We start from the raw sequence: 17637 nt of genomic DNA on the forward strand, positions 1-17637 counted from the left end.
AGATCAGTACCTAAGGCTCCAGAGCTGTTAAGAAATGATTGTGATACAATTAACTTTTCCAGGGAATCCTTGAGGCTATTTTCAGAAAACATGAGCAAAACCACCCTCTATCTGGGCAGATTTTAAAGAAGCTTGATTCTAACTTCAAGTTGTGTTTTTAATGAGAGGCTAAGTTTGATTAGGCGTTCACAATATGAAATCGAGCCTTAGAATACAGGCAGGCATGACTCAACAGTCACACGGAAGAATGATTATCTGTGAAGCAGGATTTCCTGTCCGACGACAGGCGGGCATGTGGCCGCTAAGAATCAAATTATAACCAGATGAAAAAGAAGAAATACTCAGCTCCTGTATTTGCCTATTTATACTATCAGTTCCTGATCATTTTATTGGCATTTTTGATAAGGGAGGAAAAAGGAAGTATTGAATTGGCCATAAACGACTACCATCATTGGCTAGCTGACATTTTCTTCAAAAACATCACCCATCTAGGAGACGGGGTCATTCTGGCAGTTCCTATTTTGCTTTTATTGTTTGTCCGCTACAGCCATGCTATTTTACTTTTCACTGCTACAATGATCCATTTGGTTTTAGTCACCGTGGGAAAAAGGATTCTTTTCCCAGGTATGCCTAGGCCGGGTGAATACTTCAAAGACATAGATTTCTACACAGTTCCCGGGGTGGATATCCATCATTGGAACAGCTTTCCCTCTGGACATACTACCACTGTTTTTATGCTTGCCTGTGTGTTTGCTATGATATTTTCCAAAAAGGGGTGGATACAGGTTTTCTTATTGGGCATGGCCGGGTTAGTCGGTTTCAGTAGGATATATCTCATGCAGCATTTCTATATGGATGTGCTGGCGGGTTCTCTCTTAGGAGTTTGGTCCGCCTTTGCGGGGAGATGGGTTACCCTCAGTTATTTCTCTTCCAAGAAGTATAAACGCAGTCTGTACCCTAAGCGAAAAGTCAGTTTACAGGAATTGACGGGGTCAAAGGCAGTTCTTCAGAATTCCCAAGCTACTTAATCCTTAGCAAAACGGTAGTAGGACTTTCAAACAAATCCCTGCCTTCAAAAACCACTTCGCATGCATACCCCAGCTTTGAGAACTCCTCCATATTCCCTTTTCTCAAGATTACGACTCCCTCATTTGGCATTTCATCGAGCTTTTGTAGATCCAAAATAGGTTTCTGCACCAAAAACACAAAAGAGGGATTGAACTCTCCAAAGTGATAAAAGTTCAATTCTTTAAGCTCGCTTACACCTGAAGCAAGCAATGGGTTTTCCTTATCTAACACAGGAAATGCCCAGAGCAAAAAGGTGAGACTGACAGCTATGAATCCAAGACAAAGGCTAACCCAATGCATCCTCCATCTTGCTAGAATCCAATAATATAAGCTTACTACTACTATACCACTCCCCACAAGAAAATACCACCCAATATATGCGCTGTCTGAATAGGCAGCATCTTCCCTGAGTCCGAAATAAATCGCAGCCGGCAATGTGAATAAAACCAATAAGGATATAAGTCCTGCCCATTTCACATTCTTCCATTCTCCTGCCCGGGTAATCACCCACCCGATCATGATGGCTAAAAATGGATAAGCTGGGGCGGTGTAGTTTGGCAATTTGGTGCCTGATAGCATAAAAAAAACAATTGTAAGGACAGAAAAAATGAGGGAGATTCTCACCAATGTAGGGGCACTGGCATAAGAAAGCAGTGACCTCCAGGAGACCAGCAGAACAAGCGATCCGGGCATCATCCCTACCACCACATAGGCTAAAGTAAGGTAAAAACCTCCCCCATGTCCTTCCATAGGTGATGCGAAACGACTGACATTATGTTTGAAAAAAAATTCCTGTAACCAAAGCCCATCCGTTTTCCACGCAATAAGGAGGTACCAGGGAAGTGATACAAGCATGAAAATGACTATTGCAAAAGGATCCAAAACGGATTTGAAATTCCGCCAAAATCCCCCTTTCTGGAATAAAACAAAAAGCAGAATTGTGCCTCCCACTAAAGCAATCGCGATTGGCCCCTTGCTTAGTACTGCCAGTCCCAACACAACCCCCATCCATCTTAACCATGTTTTATTAAGGTGATCACCTTCCCAATACCTAATAAAACACAATAAGGTGGCTGTAAGAAAGAAAATCAGAAATGGATCAGGTACCGCCAAATGAAACTGGACAACCCAATGAACAGAGGCAAGCAGAGCGAAACCCGAAATCAATCCTGCCTCTATTCCAAGGTTCCGCTTGACTGTAAGAAACACCATACATAGGGTCAACCAGCCCATCAACGCAGGAAAAAAACGAGCGGCGAAAGGAGTAACCCCAAACAACTGATATGCCAATCCAAAAAAATAGTAATGCAACGGTGGTTTATCATATCTCGGAAGCCCATTGAAGGTCGGTAAAACCCACTCCGAAACCTGCCACATTTCCATCGCAGCGCTGGCATTCTTGGCTTCATCAAGAATATATATGCTTAGATTCCCTATCTGGGCAAAATGGATAAAAAAGGCGGCAAGCAGAAAAATAACGGAAACCCATGTGTGCTCAAATCTCTTCATTGAGATAAAGAAACGTGTAAAAAAAACCAGTTATGTCAATTTTAGATTAAGGATATATTAGCTTTTATGTATATCCGCTTTTCTTCCAGTAAAACAATAAAAGCATAATAGGATTCGGAAAACACTAGCGTCAAGGTCACCTCGGTCACCCGTCTTCGGTCTTCCGTCCAGTAAAGCAAAGAGAATAGTGGTACTGGCATCATTACGGTTAATCATATTAGCTTTTATAATAAACTTTCAAGAATACCCCATGGGGCAAAACAAAAAACATTAGTTCTTTGCAGATACTTAAGGAAAATCGGTTCGAAACAGACTGATTTGAGGGGCGGGGAATTCCCGGGGATTTCTTTATCTTCAAAGCTTATGGAAGAGCATATCATCTCCCTAGAGCAATTTTGGGAATTAAAAGATCAATATCCGCTGATAGATGCGCGCAGTGAGAGGGAGTTTGCCCAAAGCCATATTCCCGGGGCAGTGAATATTCCCATACTGAACAATCAGGAAAGGATTGAAGTAGGCACCTTGTATAAAGACCAGGGTTCTGAAGAAGCTACTATTAAAGGATTTGAACTGGTGGGTCCCAGGTTTCATCTGATTCTAAAGGAAGCATTAAAACTATTCCCTGAAAAGAAAATTATCATCTATTGCTGGCGCGGTGGGATGCGTAGCCAAATCCTTTCCTGGCTGTTGACTTTGGTTGGATTCGAAGTGTATAGATTAAAAGGAGGCTACAAAACTTACAGGACTTATAGTTATGAACTGGTCAGAAAGCAGTTGGATTTCATCGTTTTAGGGGGAAAAACCGGGACAGGGAAAACACGGTTGCTCAAAAAACTACAGAAAACAGGTGAACAGATTATAGACTTGGAAGACCTCGCTAAACACAAAGGATCATCCTTTGGGGCGATAGGACAACCAGCCCAACCCACGGTGGAACAGTTTGAAAATAAGCTGGCCGAAGACTTACGAAAGCTCAATCCTGAAAACCCCATTTGGGTGGAAAATGAAAGCAGAAAGATCGGCAAGGTGATACTTCCAGACCTATTCTATCATCAGATGTTGGAGGCACCGTTGATTGATATCGTAAAATCAGAAGAAGAACGTATAAAATTGATTCAAGAGGAATATGCAACTCTGCCAGCTGATGACCTGATACTTGCTGTCTTAAGGTTGAAAAAGCGGCTGGGTGGTCTTCGTACTTCGCAGGCTATAGAGGCCATCGTAGAAGGAAATCATGAATCTTGGATTGCCAACATGTTGATATACTACGATAAGGCTTACACGTTTGATTTAGAAAAACATGCCGATGATAAAATCCTTAGACTAGACCTTACTGGTCTATCCTACGATACATCTACCCAAAAACTACTGGAAATAAAACATCAAATCCATGGAAAACACCCCCAAAAGGCTGACTGAATGGAGCGAAGGCTCTGGCTGCGGCTGCAAAATCGCACCTGCAGTACTGGATGAGATTTTAAGCAAAAGTGGAAGTCCCGATTTTTCAGACTCTAATCTTTTGGTCGGTAATAGCAGTAAGGATGATGCCGCCGTCTATCAAGTCTCTCCGGAATTGGCCGTGATCAATACAGTGGATTTTTTCACGCCGATTGTGGACGATCCTTTTGACTTTGGCAGAATCGCCGCTGCCAATGCTATTTCAGATGTGTATGCCATGGGAGGGAAACCGATTTTCGCCAATGCCATTCTCAGCTGGCCGGTGGAAAAACTTGCACCGGAACTTGCCGCTAAAGTCATGGAAGGAGCCAAGGCAATCTGTACAGCTGCTGGAATTGGACTGGCAGGAGGGCATTCCATAGCAGCTAAAGACCCCATCTTTGGCCTTTCAGTCAATGGAATTATTCATCCACATAAAATCAAAACCAATAAAGCTGCGAGGGAAGGAGATATTATCTACCTCACCAAGCCACTCGGTATTGGCGTATTGGCGACTGCATTAAAACGACAAAAGATTTCTGATGCAGATTACTTAAGCTTGATTGATACAGCCTGCAGGTTAAATTCTATCGGCGAAATCCTGGGCAACCATGAGGAAGTACATGCCATGACAGATGTGACCGGATTTGGCTTGTTGGGTCATCTTATAGAAATGTGCGAAGGGTCAGAACTTTCTGCCCAGATTGAACTCCATAAGCTTCCAATGATAGCAGGGGTTCAGGAATACATTAGCCAGTTTATTTTCCCAGACAATACATACCGAAACTGGAATGCATATAGCGCAAAAACCAAAGGTGTGGTAGGAATGGATTTAGTAAAACTCTGCGATCCTCAGACTAGCGGGGGATTGATGCTTGCGGTAGATCCTGAAAACCAAGCTTGGTTTGAAGAAGCAATGAAGCAGCAACATCAGGTCATTTGGGAAATTGGTCGATTTACGGAAAGAAATGAATATTTGATGGAAGTGATGCAATAAGTTTATTCTCCGTTGCTTACCTTAAGTGGATCAAGCAAAATAAGCCCATCATGCCCAAGATTAAAGTTCTTCTCGCAATTATCTTTGTAGGTCTTTCGATTACCGTGACAGCTCAGCAAGTCCCAGAAGGAACCTCCAGTGAGCTCGTGATACTCAACGTCTATTCAGGAGAGCAAAAAACAATTGTAAAAGAAAACAGACATTTCGAAGCTCCTAATTGGTCTCGGGATGGGGAACTCCTAATTATTAATTCAGGAGGATTTCTGGAAGAAATTGATTTACAAGGGAACCTACTAGGTACAATCCATCCCGAAAAGATCTCCAGAGTAAACAATGACCACGGGCTAAGTTTTGATGGCAGGACACTGGTCTTCAGCAAAAATGATCAAGGACTTGGCTCCCGAATCTATACAGTACCTATGGCTGGTGGTGAGCCTAGATTGATCACGCCTAATCATCCCAGTTATTGGCATGGAATCAGTCCAGATGGCAAAACACTGGTTTACTGTGCTGAGCGCAATGGGGCTTGGGACATTTACGCCATCCCTTCGGCAGGAGGTAATGAGAAACAACTGACTGATGCAGAAGGTCTTGATGATGGGTCGGAATACTCCTATGATGGGAAGTGGATCTATTTCAACTCAAATCGAACCGGACGAATGCAGACCTACCGCATGAAACCAGATGGAACTGGCGCAGAGCAACTAACAGATGACAGCTTTGACAATTGGTTTCCCCATCCATCACCAGATAATAAATCCGCAGTAATTATATCCTATCTCGAAGATCAAAACGGTGCCCATCCTTTTGGCAAAGACGTAAAACTGCGATTACTCAATGTGGAAACGAAGGAAATCAGAGACTTAACTGAAGTGTTTTACGGAGGCCAAGGCACTATCAATGTGCATAGTTGGTCGCCGGATGGGGAATGGATTGCTTTTGTGAGATATCACAGGCCATAACTTACACCAATGGAGAAACCCCTCCGGATACCATAAATTTCATTACATCGGAACTTTTCACACCTACGAGTGGGGTAACTTTCTCCCGTGGCACCAGAAAAACATTGCCTGAAACATTATAACTGTGGGGAAAATAAACAGCCACCATATCAGGCTCTCCGACAATTGCCATATTGTCCTGGGTAATAAACCCTAACCGGATCAATGTATCGCTGAGCTGGACTTTGACTGGAGAGGAAAATTTCTTTTTATCGCCTACAAAAGCACCCATCAGATCCTTGATGCTCGTGTAAATAAGATTGACAAGAGGAATCCGGATCAATCCCTTTTCAAACCAATCAAAGATAGGCTTGGCAAAAAACAAACTTGCCAGATAGCCCACAAAGGTGATCAAGGCCAATACCATCATAATCCCAATTCCTGGCAATGGCACAGGGATCAGATTGTCCAAAAACAGAATGGTCTGAAAAATAATATAGAGGGTAACTGCTACCGGAGTAATGAACAGTAGTCCGCGAAGGAAATAAGAAATGATACGTTTGTAGGTGAATGCCATGTCTAGAAAATCAAAATCCTGATCAATACTCAATATTAATCAGGATTTGAATGTGAAGTAAGTGAATTAAGAAGAATTATTAATCGGGTAATAGCCTCACCTTTACGCTTCTAAAATAAATCACTGATTTGGGGTCGTGGGCTTGAAGTGCAATGGTACCATGATCAACTTTTTTAGTGCCAAGATCACCTTTGCGCTTTTCATCCTTAGATTGGTCATATACATTTATTGTTTCGCCATTGATCTTTACCGTCACTACATCCCCTTGTACTATGATATGCTCTGTGTACCATTCACCATCCTCAACGTACACATCTCTTACGTCTTGGAAGGAATACACACTTCCAGTCTTTCTCCAATCACCATGGCTCTGATTTACTTGGATCTCATAACCTACATTTGGCCAGCCATCTTCCTGATATTCGGTATGAATAAAAATCCCTGAGTTTGCCCCAGGCATTGTTTTCACTTCTGCTATCACTTCGAAGTTGTTGAAATCATGATTAGACACATCGCCATTGTAAAATGCGTGTCCCCGGGGGCCGGCCACTTTGATCACACCATCCTCAACCTGAAAAGATTGAGAATTTTCGGAAATTTTCCATCCATCTAGATTCTTACCGTTAAATAGCTCGATCCACTCACCATCCTGAGCTGAAACAGATAATACAAGTGTCAGAAAACAGCAAATTGTTAAAAGGGTTTTCATAAAATTCAGAATTGATAATATAATAAGTTTGCAGGCACAAGTTACAAGCAAATTATCAAACCTAATTACCGCTAAAAACAAAAGCTCTGGGATGACATCCCAGAGCTTAACAATTTCAATTAAAGAAGCTGTTACAGGTCAATTCCCATAAAAGACATAAAGGCTAAGCCCATGAGTCCGGTCAATAGCATGGTAATACCTAAACCTTTCAACCCATTGGGCACATGGGAATACTTAAGTTTTTCACGAATAGCAGCCAATGCCACAATGGCCAAAAAGAATCCAGTCCCGGAACCAAATCCATAAACCGCTGATTCGGCCAGTGTGTAATCTCTTTGGGCCATAAATAGTGACCCGCCCAGAATGGCACAGTTTACAGCTATCAAGGGAAGAAAGATCCCGAGTGCCCCATAAAGAGCTGGGGCGAATTTCTCAACGATCATTTCCACCAACTGCACCATAGCCGCTATAATTGCAATAAACATGATAAACCTCAGGAAGGTTAAATCTATGGTAGCAAGACTTGCGCTAACCCAAGATAAACCGCCTTCTTTAAGTACATATTCATTTAGAAGCCAGTTCACAGGAACAGTCACAGTCAAGACAAAGATTACAGCAGCCCCTAGGCCAATTGCGGTGCTTACCTTTTTAGAAACAGCCAAAAAAGAACACATTCCAAGGAAGTAAGCAAAAACCATATTGTCGATAAATATCGACCGAATACCTAAATTAAATAAATCCATTTCTTCAGCTTGTTTTAGTGTTCAACATATCCTGTTTTGGTTCGCTGGATCCAAATAATCAATCCAAGCACCATAAATGCTCCCACAGGGGATACCATCAGGCCGTTAGTTGCCAGTTTGAAATCAGGGCCGAATATACTTGAGATATATTCGTAAACAGGAACTCCAAATACCGCCCCTGAACCCAATAATTCTCTAAAAAAGGCCACCGTAAGTATGATCCATGAGTATCCTAAAGCGGATCCAAATCCATCGAGAATAGAATCATAGGGTTTATTGCCCAATGCAAAAGCCTCCAGACGTCCCATCACGATACAATTAGTAATAATCAATCCTACAAATACGGAAAGTTCTTTGTACATATCGTAAGCAAAAGCCTTCAGTACTTCATTCACTAAGGTAACCAAGGTTGCCACTACTGCCAGCTGCACGATAATACGTACCCTACTTGGTATGGTATTTCTAAGCAATGATATCAGTAAATTGGACATAACTACTACGAAAATAACAGCAATTGCCATTACCAAGGTAGGCTTCATTTGCGTAGTAACAGCCAAGGCAGAACATATACCCAATACCTGGATGGTGATAGGGTTGTCATCGATCAAAGGGTCACTGATCAGCTTTTTTCTACGTTTGGACAGCAATGCCTCTGCGGGCTTTTTTTCTATAGTTTCAGCACTCATATTTAAATAATTCTTGAGTTGATGTTTCGATTAAAGCACAGCTACTTGAGAAGACGATTTCCGACTCTTGATGTATGATTCATAATAGCCCAAATAGTTTTTAAGCATACTATTAACTCCTTTCGCTGTAATGGTGGCTCCTGAAAGCCCATCTACTTGATGAGGGTTGCCGGAATAATCCTTCCCTTCTCCTTTTTGCATTTCCACTGCTACCAATTCTCCTGATTCATCGTAAATAGACTTGCCTTCAAATCTGCTTTGGACGGCAGGTTCTGTGATTCTTGCTCCCAGTCCCGGAGTCTCTCCAGCATGGGCCAAGGTGATTCCACCTACAGTATTCATATCGGTATCCAAAGCTATATAACCCCAGATGGCATCCCAAAGACCGGCTCCATATAAAGGAAAAATATAAGACTGGACTTTATCTTTATTTCCTTCCTCATGATAAATGAAAACAGGATAAAGCCTTTTATCAGCTGGTTTTTTATAATTCTTTGCAATATCCACATTTTCAGCGGTGACCGGAGCTCCATCCTGTTCTGTGATCTCCTCTCCATTTATATCTACTACAATAGAGGCTATATGGCTTTTATAATATTGATTTACCTCATCAGGTTTCATCGCATCAATTTCCTCCACTGGAATCACCGCACCTAATATTTGCTTCTTTGTGTCCAGTTCTATGGCTTCTTTCTGCATAGGCCCCAGCACCTGCGAGGTTCCTGAAAGAAGTAACCCTAAGACCACCGTCAAAATAACGGAGAACGTAATAATGTAAGTATTAGACTGTTGCACGTTGTAACCTCCTTGTTTTGTTTGCTTTAACTACATAATAATCGATCAATGGAGCGAACACGTTCATAAATAGAACCGCAAGCATAATCCCCTCAGGGTATGCGGGGTTTGTCACTCTAATGATCACTGTGAGGATACCGATAAGAAGACCATATATCCATTTCCCCGTTTCAGTTTGCGAGGCAGAGACCGGATCTGTAGCCATAAAGACAATACCAAATGCCAATCCACCCATCACCCAGTGATACTGAGGAGGAAGTGCCATATACTCATTAACCGCAAATAGGTTCATCACCAATCCCATAAGATAAGCTCCGGCAAATCCAGAAACTATGATTTTCCAGCTCGCCACACCAGTCCCGATTAATATCAGCGCACCGATTAAGGCCATTAAAGTAGAGGTCTCACCGATAGATCCAGGAATCCAGCCCATAAACAGGTTTGCAAAATCATATAATCCTGATCCTAGCACAGTGTTATGACTAGCTAAAGCATCAACCGCAGATTGGGTTCCTTCTACACCGGCATTGTAAACCACAGAAAGAGCGGTAGCTCCAGAAAAGCCATCTACAGGAGTTTTATCCCCTAGGTAAGTCCAAACCTGGTCACCTGAAATCTGAGCTGGATATGCAAAATACAAAAATGCTCTTGCCGTCATGGCTACGTTCAGCACGTTCATACCAGTACCACCAAATACTTCTTTGGCGATCACCACAGCAAATACAGTGGCCAAAGCAACTTGCCATAATGGTGTTGTCGCGGGTACAACCAACGGAATCAGCATCCCCGTAACCAAGAAACCTTCGTTTATGGGGTGCTTACGTACTACTGCGAAAACTGCCTCAACTATCCCACCTGCGGCATAAGCGACGATGATGATGGGAAGAACAAGTTTTATACCTATCCAGGTTTTATCACCGAAATCTTCCCAAAGACCAGTGGTGCCTCCAGTTGCCAGTAAATGCTGGTGACCAGTGTTATAAATACCAAACAGCAAACAAGGGATCATGGCAATTACTACTGTGATCATCATCCGTTTTAGATCAATCGCATCTTTTACCTGTGCTCCTTTGATCCCCGTGGTGTGGTTTGGGCTAAACATAAATGTCTCACCCGCTTCAAATGCATAATATAATTTTTCAAGCTTTCCTCCTTTTTCGAAAAGTGGCTTTTGCTTGTCCAATAAATCTCTTAGAAACTTCATATGGATTAACTGTATTGGATTAATTCAATTCCTTTTCTCACTAGCTCCTGCACTGGATGCTTGGACACATCCACAAACTCGCACAGCGCTAAATCTTCTTCCACGATCTCATAGATCCCCAATTCTTCAATTTCATCAAAATCCTCTGCCATGATGGCTTTCAGAAGGTAAACCGGAAGAATATCCATTGGAGTAACTGATTCAAATACACCAGTCTGTACAAAAGCCCTTTCTTCTCCCCTGCCGTTTGAATCCAAAACGAACTCCTTTTTCGGGGTAAGGAATGAAAGCAAGCCTAACGCTCTATGATAACTCAGTCGTGTGGTAGGCTTAGCCCAGCCCATAAACTCGTAGTAATCCCCCTCCGGAATAACCGTGATCTGGTTGTGATAAAATCCCAGAAAACCATCCAATGAGATTTTTTCCCCAGTAAGCACATTCCCGGACACCACTCTTACATGACCTGAATTAAGGTTGCCTTTTACAAATGTAGAGACATTCGCTCCCATGTAGGTTTTCACATAAGCAGCCTTAGTTAATTCAGAACCTGTCACCGCGACCACTTTAGAAGCATCATAGACGCCTTCTAGTATGAACTTACCGATCTGGGCTACTCCATATGGAGTAACAGTCCATGCAATTTCTCCCTTGTTGATAGGATCAAGGTGGTGGATCTGAATGCCTACGTTACCCGCAGGATGTGGCCCTGAAAATTTATTCACTTGTACACCTTTCAAATCTGAAAAAGGAGCAGGAATTGCCTTAGAGCCATCAACATTCAAGTTGACTTTTCCACTGGTAAGCTTTACCAAGGCCTGGATACCTGCCTGTAGATATTTCTCCTGTCCTTTCAGAGCAAATGCATAGTCGGGAGCCAAAGGATGTGTATCAAAAGCAGATATGAAAATACTCTTAGGAGTATCCGCAGGATTCGCAACTATACCGAATGGACGTTGGATGATATTAGGCCAAGTGCCGCTGGCTGCCAGTTTAGCAGCTAGTTCTTCTCTTCCCACTGACGCTAAATCTATCTGGTCAAAGTGCTCATGGGTGATGGAATCATCCGCCAAAATTTTGATCTCAAGCAGTTTACGTCGTTCCCCCCTCTTAATTTCGGCAATTTTGCCAGAAACAGGAGCCGCGTAAATTACTTGATCCAATGCTTTGTCGATCAGGATTGGAGTACCTGCCTTTACGGTATCTCCTTCATTGACAAGGACTTTGGGGCGTTGCAGCCCGATAAAGTCTGTCGGCTTAATTGCGAAGGTTTGCGCCGGGGCGAAATCAGCTAACTCTTGCTTAGCCTTTCCCACCATATTGATGTCAAAACCTTTCTTAAGCTTCACTATTTTAGACATATCTGTTTTTGAACTATGAGCTTTTGAAAAACGCCTCAAATCTAATAAATAACCTTTTTAAATTGAGGGTATATGAAATTTAATGTTCGAACTTTTGGAAGAATGGCTTCCTGCTTTTTTAATTAAAAGGAACTATGCTGGAAGAACGCTTTCTTCCAGTGACTCCACGTAGGACTTCACCTGTTCCATCAGCCACATAGGGGTGGAGGTAGCACCGCAAATCCCCACCTTTTCGTTTTTATGAAACCAGTCAGGATCTATTTCAGTCTCGTTTTCTATGAAATAACTACGCTTATTTTGCCCTAAACATACCTGATACAAAGCCTTACCATTGGAGCTTTTCTTGCCCGACACAAACAAGACCACATCATTCGCCTGGGCAAACCTGTGCAATTGCGGCTCCCTGTTAGAAACCTGCCGGCAAATGGAATCATTCGCATTGAAGGTTTCCCTGCTCAATTCTTGTTTTACGGACTGGATACGCTCTTCTATTTTTTGGGAGATTTCATAAAATCCCTTGGTGCTTTTGGTAGTCTGGCTGAAAAGCGTGACAGGTCGGCTGTAGTCAATCTTTTCCAGATCTGCATCTTCCATGACCACGATGGCTTTTTCCAGGGTCTGACCAGTCAGTCCTATCACTTCAGCATGGCCTTTTTTGCCATAAATGACAATCTGCCCTTCCTCACGTTCCATCTTGTCAAATGCACTCTTCACTCTATGCTGAAGCTTGAGCACCACCGGGCATGAGGCATCGATCAGTTCAATATTATTCTCTATGGCAATCTTATAGGTTTCGGGTGGTTCTCCATGAGCACGTATCAACACCTTGCAATCATGCAATTCTGACAACTGATCACGATCGATCACCACCAGGCCTTTTGCACTTAGCCGGTTCACCTCCATATCATTATGCACTATATCACCTAGACAATATAGCTTCTCACTCTGCTCCATCTCGTCCTCCGCCATTTTGATGGCAAATTCTACCCCGAAGCAATAACCTGAGTTCTTATCAATGGTTACCTGCATAGCTATTTTCTTTATCTATGATTTCCCTTGCTTTCTGCACGATCACATCTACCTGCTCAGTAAAGGTGATATTACTCGTGTCAATCTCTATGGCATCTTCCACTTTGATGAGTGGCCCTACAGACCTGGATGAGTCCACTTCATCCCGGCTGGAAAGATTCCGCTTGATATCATCCAGGGACACCATTTCCCCTTTTTCCAATAATTCCGCCTGTCTGCGTACGGCCCTGGTCTCAAGGTCAGCTGTCATAAAGACCTTTAGTTCCGCATCAGGAAACACCACCGAGCCCACATCTCTCCCATCCATGACTACCCCCTTTTTCTTGGCCAATCGCTGTTGCTGTGCCACCAAGTCCTTACGGACTGCCGGGATTGCCGCAATTTCTGAGACATTATCCGACACCTTCATAGTCCGGATTTCATCATCCACATGTAGTCCGTTGAGGTAAGTTTCCTGCAACTGGCTTTCTGGATTGAGGTGAAATGAAATCGTCAGAGTCTTAAGCCCCTTCTCTATATCGTGAGGATTTTCAAGAGATAGATAATTATTCAAAAAATGTAAAGTAGCAGCTCTGTACATCGCCCCGGTATCAATATACGTGTACCCCAGCTCCTTTGCTACTGCTTTGGCAGTGGAGCTCTTCCCACATCCAGAATACCCATCTATTGCGATGACGATTTTGTTCATTCAAAAACCCGCTTGGTACGTTTTTTAATTCCTGTGCAAATATAGTAGTTTTAATCTAAACCAATCTCCAAACCCTGGCAGGGAATCTCTTATACAGATCCACTCCAGTTAAACCTCAAAACATTTTCATGCAGATCCAAGGCCAATTAGTAGATATTCCCAACCGTGCCATTTATACAGCTTCCATCAGCGTCATCGACGGTAAAATTTACAACCTGAAAAAATCAGAACCTGATACCAGCTTACCTTATTTGATGCCTGGCTTTATAGACGCACATGTACATGTGGAGAGCTCCATGCTGGTTCCTTCCGAGTTTGCCAGACTGGCTGTGGTTCATGGTACAGTGGCAACTGTTTCTGATCCGCATGAGATCGCCAATGTCTGCGGTATGAAAGGAGTGGACTACATGATCAATAACGGAAAACAAGTTCCTTTCAAGTTTTACTTTGGTGCTCCTTCCTGCGTGCCGGCCACACCGTTCGAGACAGCGGGAGGAGAAATCAATACAACGGATATAGAAAACCTGATGTCCAGACCAGAAATCCATTACTTGGCAGAGATGATGAACTGGCCAGGTACAGTGAATCGAGATGAACTAGTGATGGAAAAAATCCGAATCTCCCAGAAATACGGCAAACCCATCGATGGACATGCTCCTGGACTAAGAGGTGAATTGGCCGAGAGATATGTCAGTGCTGGGCCAAGCACAGACCATGAATGCTTCACAGCAGAGGAAGCGATGGGGAAATTAAAACTGGGAATGAAAATAGCCATCCGTGAAGGATCTGCTGCCAAAAACTTCGAGGCGCTGATTGACCTCATCGATGACTATCCAGAGATGATCATGTTCTGCTCTGATGATAAGCATCCGGACAACCTGGCTGTTTCCCATATCAACGAACTGGCCGCAAGAGCCGTGGCTAAGGGCAAGGACTTATTCAAGGTTCTTCAGGCAGCTTGCCTTAATCCCATTACCCACTATTCCATGAATGTGGGACAACTTCGAATAGGGGATCCAGCGGATTTTATTTTGGTAAATGACCTGAAAGACTTCCAAGTTATCGGCACTTATATAGATGGACAAAAAGTAGCGGAAAGCGGGAAGACGCTGATCCACCCCATCAAAAACGACATCATCAACAATTTCCATACTACACTGAAGAAACCCGAAGACTTTCAACTCAAGGCTAACGGACCCAAAGTAAGAGTCATAGAAGCCTTGGACGGACAATTGATCACGCCGGAAATCAAAGGAGAGATCCTGATCAAAGATGGCTTTGCCGAATCAAATCCAGAAGAGGACATCTTAAAAATCACCGTTGTCAACCGCTACCAAGATGCTCCGCCGGCGGTGGCCTTTATCAAGAATTTTGGACTTAAAACCGGAGCCATTTCTTCCTCTGTCGGACATGACTCTCATAATGTCATTGCTGTAGGTATAGACAATGAATCCATCTGCAAGGCAGTGAATCTGATCATAGCGGCCAAAGGAGGGGTAGCTGCGGTTACCAAAGGCCAGGAAGAAATACTTCCCCTTCCGGTTGGCGGGATCATGTCGGCTTCGGATGGCTATGAAGTGGCCGCCGCATACACCAAGATCGACGCATTGGCTAAAGAAATGGGATCCACGCTCAATTCTCCTTTTATGACACTAAGCTTTATGGCATTGCTGGTGATTCCTGATCTGAAGCTGAGTGATAAAGGATTGTTTAATGGGCAGAGGTTTGAGTTTGAAGAGGTGTTTTTAGAAAGCCCGATGCCCGGTGCCGGGTGACGGAAGTACCAAACTGAAGAGTGAAACTTGTTTTAAGAAGCCCTGTCCTCATTTTTATTAGAAACACACAGTATTCAATTATGAAAAATCTGGAAATCGCTATGTTATCTAAAATCCAAAAAGCCCAGTCCATTGGAAGTGTGGTGACTTTGATTTCTTTTATCTTAAATGTGTTTGTAAGTAGAATGGAAGCGCTGGAATTCCTATTCATTCCCTTGACCATCCTCGTTTCCCTGACGATTATCGGATCAGTTTACTTCCTATTTGAAAGTATCAAACACAAAGAAGAAATTGAAAAACCAGTCAAGAATAACTTTGCCTTCATTATCAGGATAGGGATAAACCTTGTGCTACTAGCGCTCATGATTCTTTGAAAACAGGAATTCTACTTTATGATAATTATTCATTATCATCTGTAGCCAGGATTTTTGATAAACAGAAATTTAAGTTTAGAAGCCAGTTTTTTGGTTGATTCCTGATTTTTAAAAATATTTTCAACATTTAGTTGCATTTTTACCCCCCACACTATATTACTAGTGATCTATTGGCCAGTTGGTTAGGAAAAGAAATCCGCCTACTCAAAGGGATTTTTTTAAGATAAATTTTGATTCATGAAAAAGATAATTCTAGTCACACTTAGTGTCAATTTTGACATATGAGACAAATATTGCATCCCAATTTTGGTGTATAACATCTTCAATTCCCTCAGAAAACCGAGGGCATTGCCGGGCATTATCAACAGGAAATGGTGATAGATGTTACCCATCCGGCTCAGGCCCAGCATGCTCTGGAACAATACAAGGACAAGTAATTGGAGAATAAAGAACTCCATAATAGCCAATTCCTATCAAACTGCTGTCTCATGTTTTGAGACAGCAGTTCATATCTTAAATCTATGAAAGCTCAACCCCTGCTTAAGACATTTTTAGTATTTGTTATTGTGATTTTTGGCTGCAATCAAAAAACAGATCTAATCCTCTCAAAGCAGCCATATATCAAAACGACCTCCCTTGTCCCTAGTGATTCCTTTAGTATTTCAACTAAAAATGCATTCGACTTATATTCCACTTCATTATCTTACCTTACAAATGCTGAGTCAGAATACATATCCATTCTCAATCCAAATACCCAAACCATTTCATTGTATAAGAACGAAGATTCTCAAGTATCAAGAGAGATTAAGATTGAAATTGAGGGGCCGAATGGAATAGGCGAATTAGGGTTTGATTCCTCCCATTTTCTGTTTTCTCAGGATTCAATTTACATTTACAACCTACAAATTGGTTCTCTATTTCTAATAAATGAAAAAGGAGAGGTCTTAAATCGGTATACAATAACTGATTATTCAGACTCAATAAATTTTCCTGCCCCATATCCTTCAAACGTTCGCCCTATCCAATCTGATTTCAAACAACTTTTTTTCCCTTGTGGGATTAATAATTATCCCAATGACTACGAGAATTATCCTTCAGTCTTATCTATTGATTTAGAAAGTGGACAAATCAAATACCCAATCACATACTCTAATGTCTATGATCAAGCATTTTATGGTCTGTCATTCAAATATGATACTGGAATTGCATTCAATAAAAATGACAACTCCATAACTATTAGTTACCCTGTGGATAATTTCATTTATAAGTATTACACTGAAAATGGAAATATCGAAATGAAATATGGGGGTTCAGAACATTTCGACCAGATAGAATTCTATGACGCAGATCCGGATAAATTTGAAAGAATTGATTTTATCAATGAAAACGAAAAATTAAAAAATCATGCGTTATCCAATTCAGATTTTGCAGGAATATTATATGATCAATTCCGTAATTATTATTACCGTATTGCCTACATAAGACCAACTATTGACGAAGTGAAATCAGGCAAAACTATTCCTGAGCTTTCAATTATTATTCTCGATGAAAACCTTAATAAGGTAGGGGAAGATTTATTTTCTTCGAAAATTTATGATAATTCACTGCTTTTCATATCCTCAAGCGGTCTTAATATAGCCAGAAAGGATTTATTTGAAGCAGACGAAAATTTTATTTTTTTTGACACATTTATTCCAAAAGGAATCAAGGATTCAAAATAAAAAACAACCATTTGACACAATCTCTT

General features: G+C 42.0%; 18 protein-coding genes. 7 read left to right on the forward strand and 11 right to left on the reverse strand.

What is annotated here, in order from left to right; translation table 11 throughout:
* Nucleotides 1-323: 323 nt before the first annotated feature.
* On the forward strand, nucleotides 324-1028 hold the full coding sequence (locus LZF95_RS13615; protein WP_233755627.1) for a phosphatase PAP2 family protein: 705 nt from the start codon (nucleotides 324-326) through the stop codon (nucleotides 1026-1028).
* Here the strand turns inward: LZF95_RS13615 and LZF95_RS13620 are convergent.
* Together LZF95_RS13620 and LZF95_RS13625 are read right to left on the reverse strand one after the other, a co-directional pair.
* Nucleotides 1021-2577, reverse strand: coding sequence for a glycosyltransferase family 39 protein (locus LZF95_RS13620; RefSeq protein ID WP_233755628.1), 1557 nt, complete (start codon nucleotides 2575-2577; stop codon nucleotides 1021-1023). The genes LZF95_RS13615 and LZF95_RS13620 overlap by 8 nt on opposite strands.
* A gap of 41 nt (nucleotides 2578-2618) precedes the next feature.
* Nucleotides 2619-2780 (reverse strand): hypothetical protein, encoded by a 162-nt coding sequence (locus LZF95_RS13625; RefSeq protein ID WP_233755629.1) that lies wholly within the window; start codon nucleotides 2778-2780, stop codon nucleotides 2619-2621.
* 160 nt (nucleotides 2781-2940) lie between these two features.
* Here LZF95_RS13625 and mnmH point away from each other — a divergent pair, with 160 nt between their 5' ends.
* Genes mnmH through LZF95_RS13640 form a run of 3 tightly spaced genes read left to right on the forward strand, consistent with a single transcriptional unit; the run spans nucleotide 2941 to nucleotide 5973 of the window.
* On the forward strand, nucleotides 2941-3996 hold the full coding sequence (gene mnmH, locus LZF95_RS13630) for a tRNA 2-selenouridine(34) synthase MnmH (RefSeq protein ID WP_233755630.1): 1056 nt from the start codon (nucleotides 2941-2943) through the stop codon (nucleotides 3994-3996).
* The gene (selD, locus tag LZF95_RS13635; protein ID WP_233755631.1) at nucleotides 3968-5011 is read left to right on the forward strand and encodes a selenide, water dikinase SelD; all 1044 of its coding nucleotides are present in this window, start codon (nucleotides 3968-3970) and stop codon (nucleotides 5009-5011) included. The genes mnmH and selD overlap by 29 nt, the downstream gene beginning before the upstream one ends.
* A gap of 50 nt (nucleotides 5012-5061) precedes the next feature.
* Nucleotides 5062-5973 carry a DUF5050 domain-containing protein gene (locus tag LZF95_RS13640; RefSeq protein WP_233755632.1) on the forward strand — a complete coding sequence of 304 codons (912 nt, stop codon included), beginning with the start codon at nucleotides 5062-5064 and terminating at the stop codon, nucleotides 5971-5973.
* A gap of 1 nt (nucleotide 5974) precedes the next feature.
* On the opposite strand, the gene LZF95_RS13645 is transcribed toward LZF95_RS13640, so the two are convergent.
* The 9 genes from LZF95_RS13645 to cmk form a co-directional block, all read right to left on the reverse strand.
* On the reverse strand, nucleotides 5975-6529 hold the full coding sequence (locus LZF95_RS13645) for a DUF502 domain-containing protein (RefSeq protein ID WP_233755633.1): 555 nt from the start codon (nucleotides 6527-6529) through the stop codon (nucleotides 5975-5977).
* Nucleotides 6530-6608: 79 nt separating this feature from the next.
* Complete coding sequence (locus tag LZF95_RS13650) at nucleotides 6609-7238, reverse strand: DUF1080 domain-containing protein (RefSeq protein WP_233755634.1); 630 nt, start codon at nucleotides 7236-7238, stop codon at nucleotides 6609-6611.
* Nucleotides 7239-7369: 131 nt separating this feature from the next.
* Complete coding sequence (gene nqrE / locus LZF95_RS13655; protein WP_233755635.1) at nucleotides 7370-7981, reverse strand: NADH:ubiquinone reductase (Na(+)-transporting) subunit E; 612 nt, start codon at nucleotides 7979-7981, stop codon at nucleotides 7370-7372.
* 14 nt (nucleotides 7982-7995) lie between these two features.
* Complete coding sequence (locus tag LZF95_RS13660; RefSeq protein ID WP_233755636.1) at nucleotides 7996-8667, reverse strand: NADH:ubiquinone reductase (Na(+)-transporting) subunit D; 672 nt, start codon at nucleotides 8665-8667, stop codon at nucleotides 7996-7998.
* A gap of 30 nt (nucleotides 8668-8697) precedes the next feature.
* A complete protein-coding gene (gene nqrC, locus LZF95_RS13665; RefSeq protein ID WP_233755637.1) occupies nucleotides 8698-9462 on the reverse strand; it encodes an NADH:ubiquinone reductase (Na(+)-transporting) subunit C in 765 nt (254 codons plus the stop codon).
* Complete coding sequence (locus tag LZF95_RS13670) at nucleotides 9449-10666, reverse strand: NADH:ubiquinone reductase (Na(+)-transporting) subunit B (protein ID WP_233755638.1); 1218 nt, start codon at nucleotides 10664-10666, stop codon at nucleotides 9449-9451. Before LZF95_RS13670 ends, nqrC begins: the two co-directional genes overlap by 14 nt.
* 5 nt (nucleotides 10667-10671) lie before the next feature.
* On the reverse strand, nucleotides 10672-12024 hold the full coding sequence (locus LZF95_RS13675) for a Na(+)-translocating NADH-quinone reductase subunit A (protein ID WP_233755639.1): 1353 nt from the start codon (nucleotides 12022-12024) through the stop codon (nucleotides 10672-10674).
* A 132-nt stretch (nucleotides 12025-12156) separates the two neighbouring features.
* Nucleotides 12157-13053, reverse strand: a complete 897-nt coding sequence (locus LZF95_RS13680; protein ID WP_233755640.1) for a 4-hydroxy-3-methylbut-2-enyl diphosphate reductase — start codon at nucleotides 13051-13053, stop codon at nucleotides 12157-12159.
* Nucleotides 13037-13741, reverse strand: coding sequence for a (d)CMP kinase (cmk, locus tag LZF95_RS13685; protein ID WP_233755641.1), 705 nt, complete (start codon nucleotides 13739-13741; stop codon nucleotides 13037-13039). The genes LZF95_RS13680 and cmk overlap by 17 nt, the downstream gene beginning before the upstream one ends.
* A 128-nt stretch (nucleotides 13742-13869) precedes the next feature.
* Between cmk and ade the strand changes: the two genes are divergently transcribed.
* From ade to LZF95_RS13700, 3 genes are all read left to right on the forward strand, one after another.
* Entirely contained in the window at nucleotides 13870-15516 is a 1647-nt protein-coding gene (gene ade / locus LZF95_RS13690; RefSeq protein ID WP_233755642.1) for an adenine deaminase, read from the forward strand.
* 80 nt (nucleotides 15517-15596) lie between these two features.
* Nucleotides 15597-15890: a hypothetical protein gene (locus LZF95_RS13695; RefSeq protein ID WP_233755643.1), complete on the forward strand. Its 294-nt coding sequence runs from the start codon at nucleotides 15597-15599 to the stop codon at nucleotides 15888-15890.
* Between the two features lie 521 nt (nucleotides 15891-16411).
* The gene (locus LZF95_RS13700; protein WP_233755645.1) at nucleotides 16412-17611 is read left to right on the forward strand and encodes a DUF4221 family protein; all 1200 of its coding nucleotides are present in this window, start codon (nucleotides 16412-16414) and stop codon (nucleotides 17609-17611) included.
* Nucleotides 17612-17637: the final 26 nt, after the last annotated feature.

The organism is Algoriphagus sp. AGSA1, from assembly GCF_021390545.1.
GTDB lineage: Bacteria > Bacteroidota > Bacteroidia > Cytophagales > Cyclobacteriaceae > Algoriphagus.

Coding starts and splice junctions, on each gene's coding strand:
- LZF95_RS13645 (WP_233755633.1), bottom strand. CDS start 6,529: ATGGCATTCACCTACAAACGTATCATTTCTTATTTCCTTCGCGGACTA.
- cmk (WP_233755641.1), bottom strand. CDS start 13,741: ATGAACAAAATCGTCATCGCAATAGATGGGTATTCTGGATGTGGGAAG.
- LZF95_RS13675 (WP_233755639.1), bottom strand. CDS start 12,024: ATGTCTAAAATAGTGAAGCTTAAGAAAGGTTTTGACATCAATATGGTG.
- LZF95_RS13620 (WP_233755628.1), bottom strand. CDS start 2,577: ATGAAGAGATTTGAGCACACATGGGTTTCCGTTATTTTTCTGCTTGCC.
- LZF95_RS13625 (WP_233755629.1), bottom strand. CDS start 2,780: ATGATGCCAGTACCACTATTCTCTTTGCTTTACTGGACGGAAGACCGA.
- selD (WP_233755631.1), top strand. CDS start 3,968: ATGGAAAACACCCCCAAAAGGCTGACTGAATGGAGCGAAGGCTCTGGC.
- mnmH (WP_233755630.1), top strand. CDS start 2,941: ATGGAAGAGCATATCATCTCCCTAGAGCAATTTTGGGAATTAAAAGAT.
- LZF95_RS13695 (WP_233755643.1), top strand. CDS start 15,597: ATGAAAAATCTGGAAATCGCTATGTTATCTAAAATCCAAAAAGCCCAG.
- LZF95_RS13660 (WP_233755636.1), bottom strand. CDS start 8,667: ATGAGTGCTGAAACTATAGAAAAAAAGCCCGCAGAGGCATTGCTGTCC.
- LZF95_RS13670 (WP_233755638.1), bottom strand. CDS start 10,666: ATGAAGTTTCTAAGAGATTTATTGGACAAGCAAAAGCCACTTTTCGAA.
- LZF95_RS13680 (WP_233755640.1), bottom strand. CDS start 13,053: ATGCAGGTAACCATTGATAAGAACTCAGGTTATTGCTTCGGGGTAGAA.
- ade (WP_233755642.1), top strand. CDS start 13,870: ATGCAGATCCAAGGCCAATTAGTAGATATTCCCAACCGTGCCATTTAT.
- LZF95_RS13640 (WP_233755632.1), top strand. CDS start 5,062: ATGCCCAAGATTAAAGTTCTTCTCGCAATTATCTTTGTAGGTCTTTCG.
- LZF95_RS13650 (WP_233755634.1), bottom strand. CDS start 7,238: ATGAAAACCCTTTTAACAATTTGCTGTTTTCTGACACTTGTATTATCT.
- LZF95_RS13615 (WP_233755627.1), top strand. CDS start 324: ATGAAAAAGAAGAAATACTCAGCTCCTGTATTTGCCTATTTATACTAT.
- LZF95_RS13700 (WP_233755645.1), top strand. CDS start 16,412: ATGAAAGCTCAACCCCTGCTTAAGACATTTTTAGTATTTGTTATTGTG.
- nqrE (WP_233755635.1), bottom strand. CDS start 7,981: ATGGATTTATTTAATTTAGGTATTCGGTCGATATTTATCGACAATATG.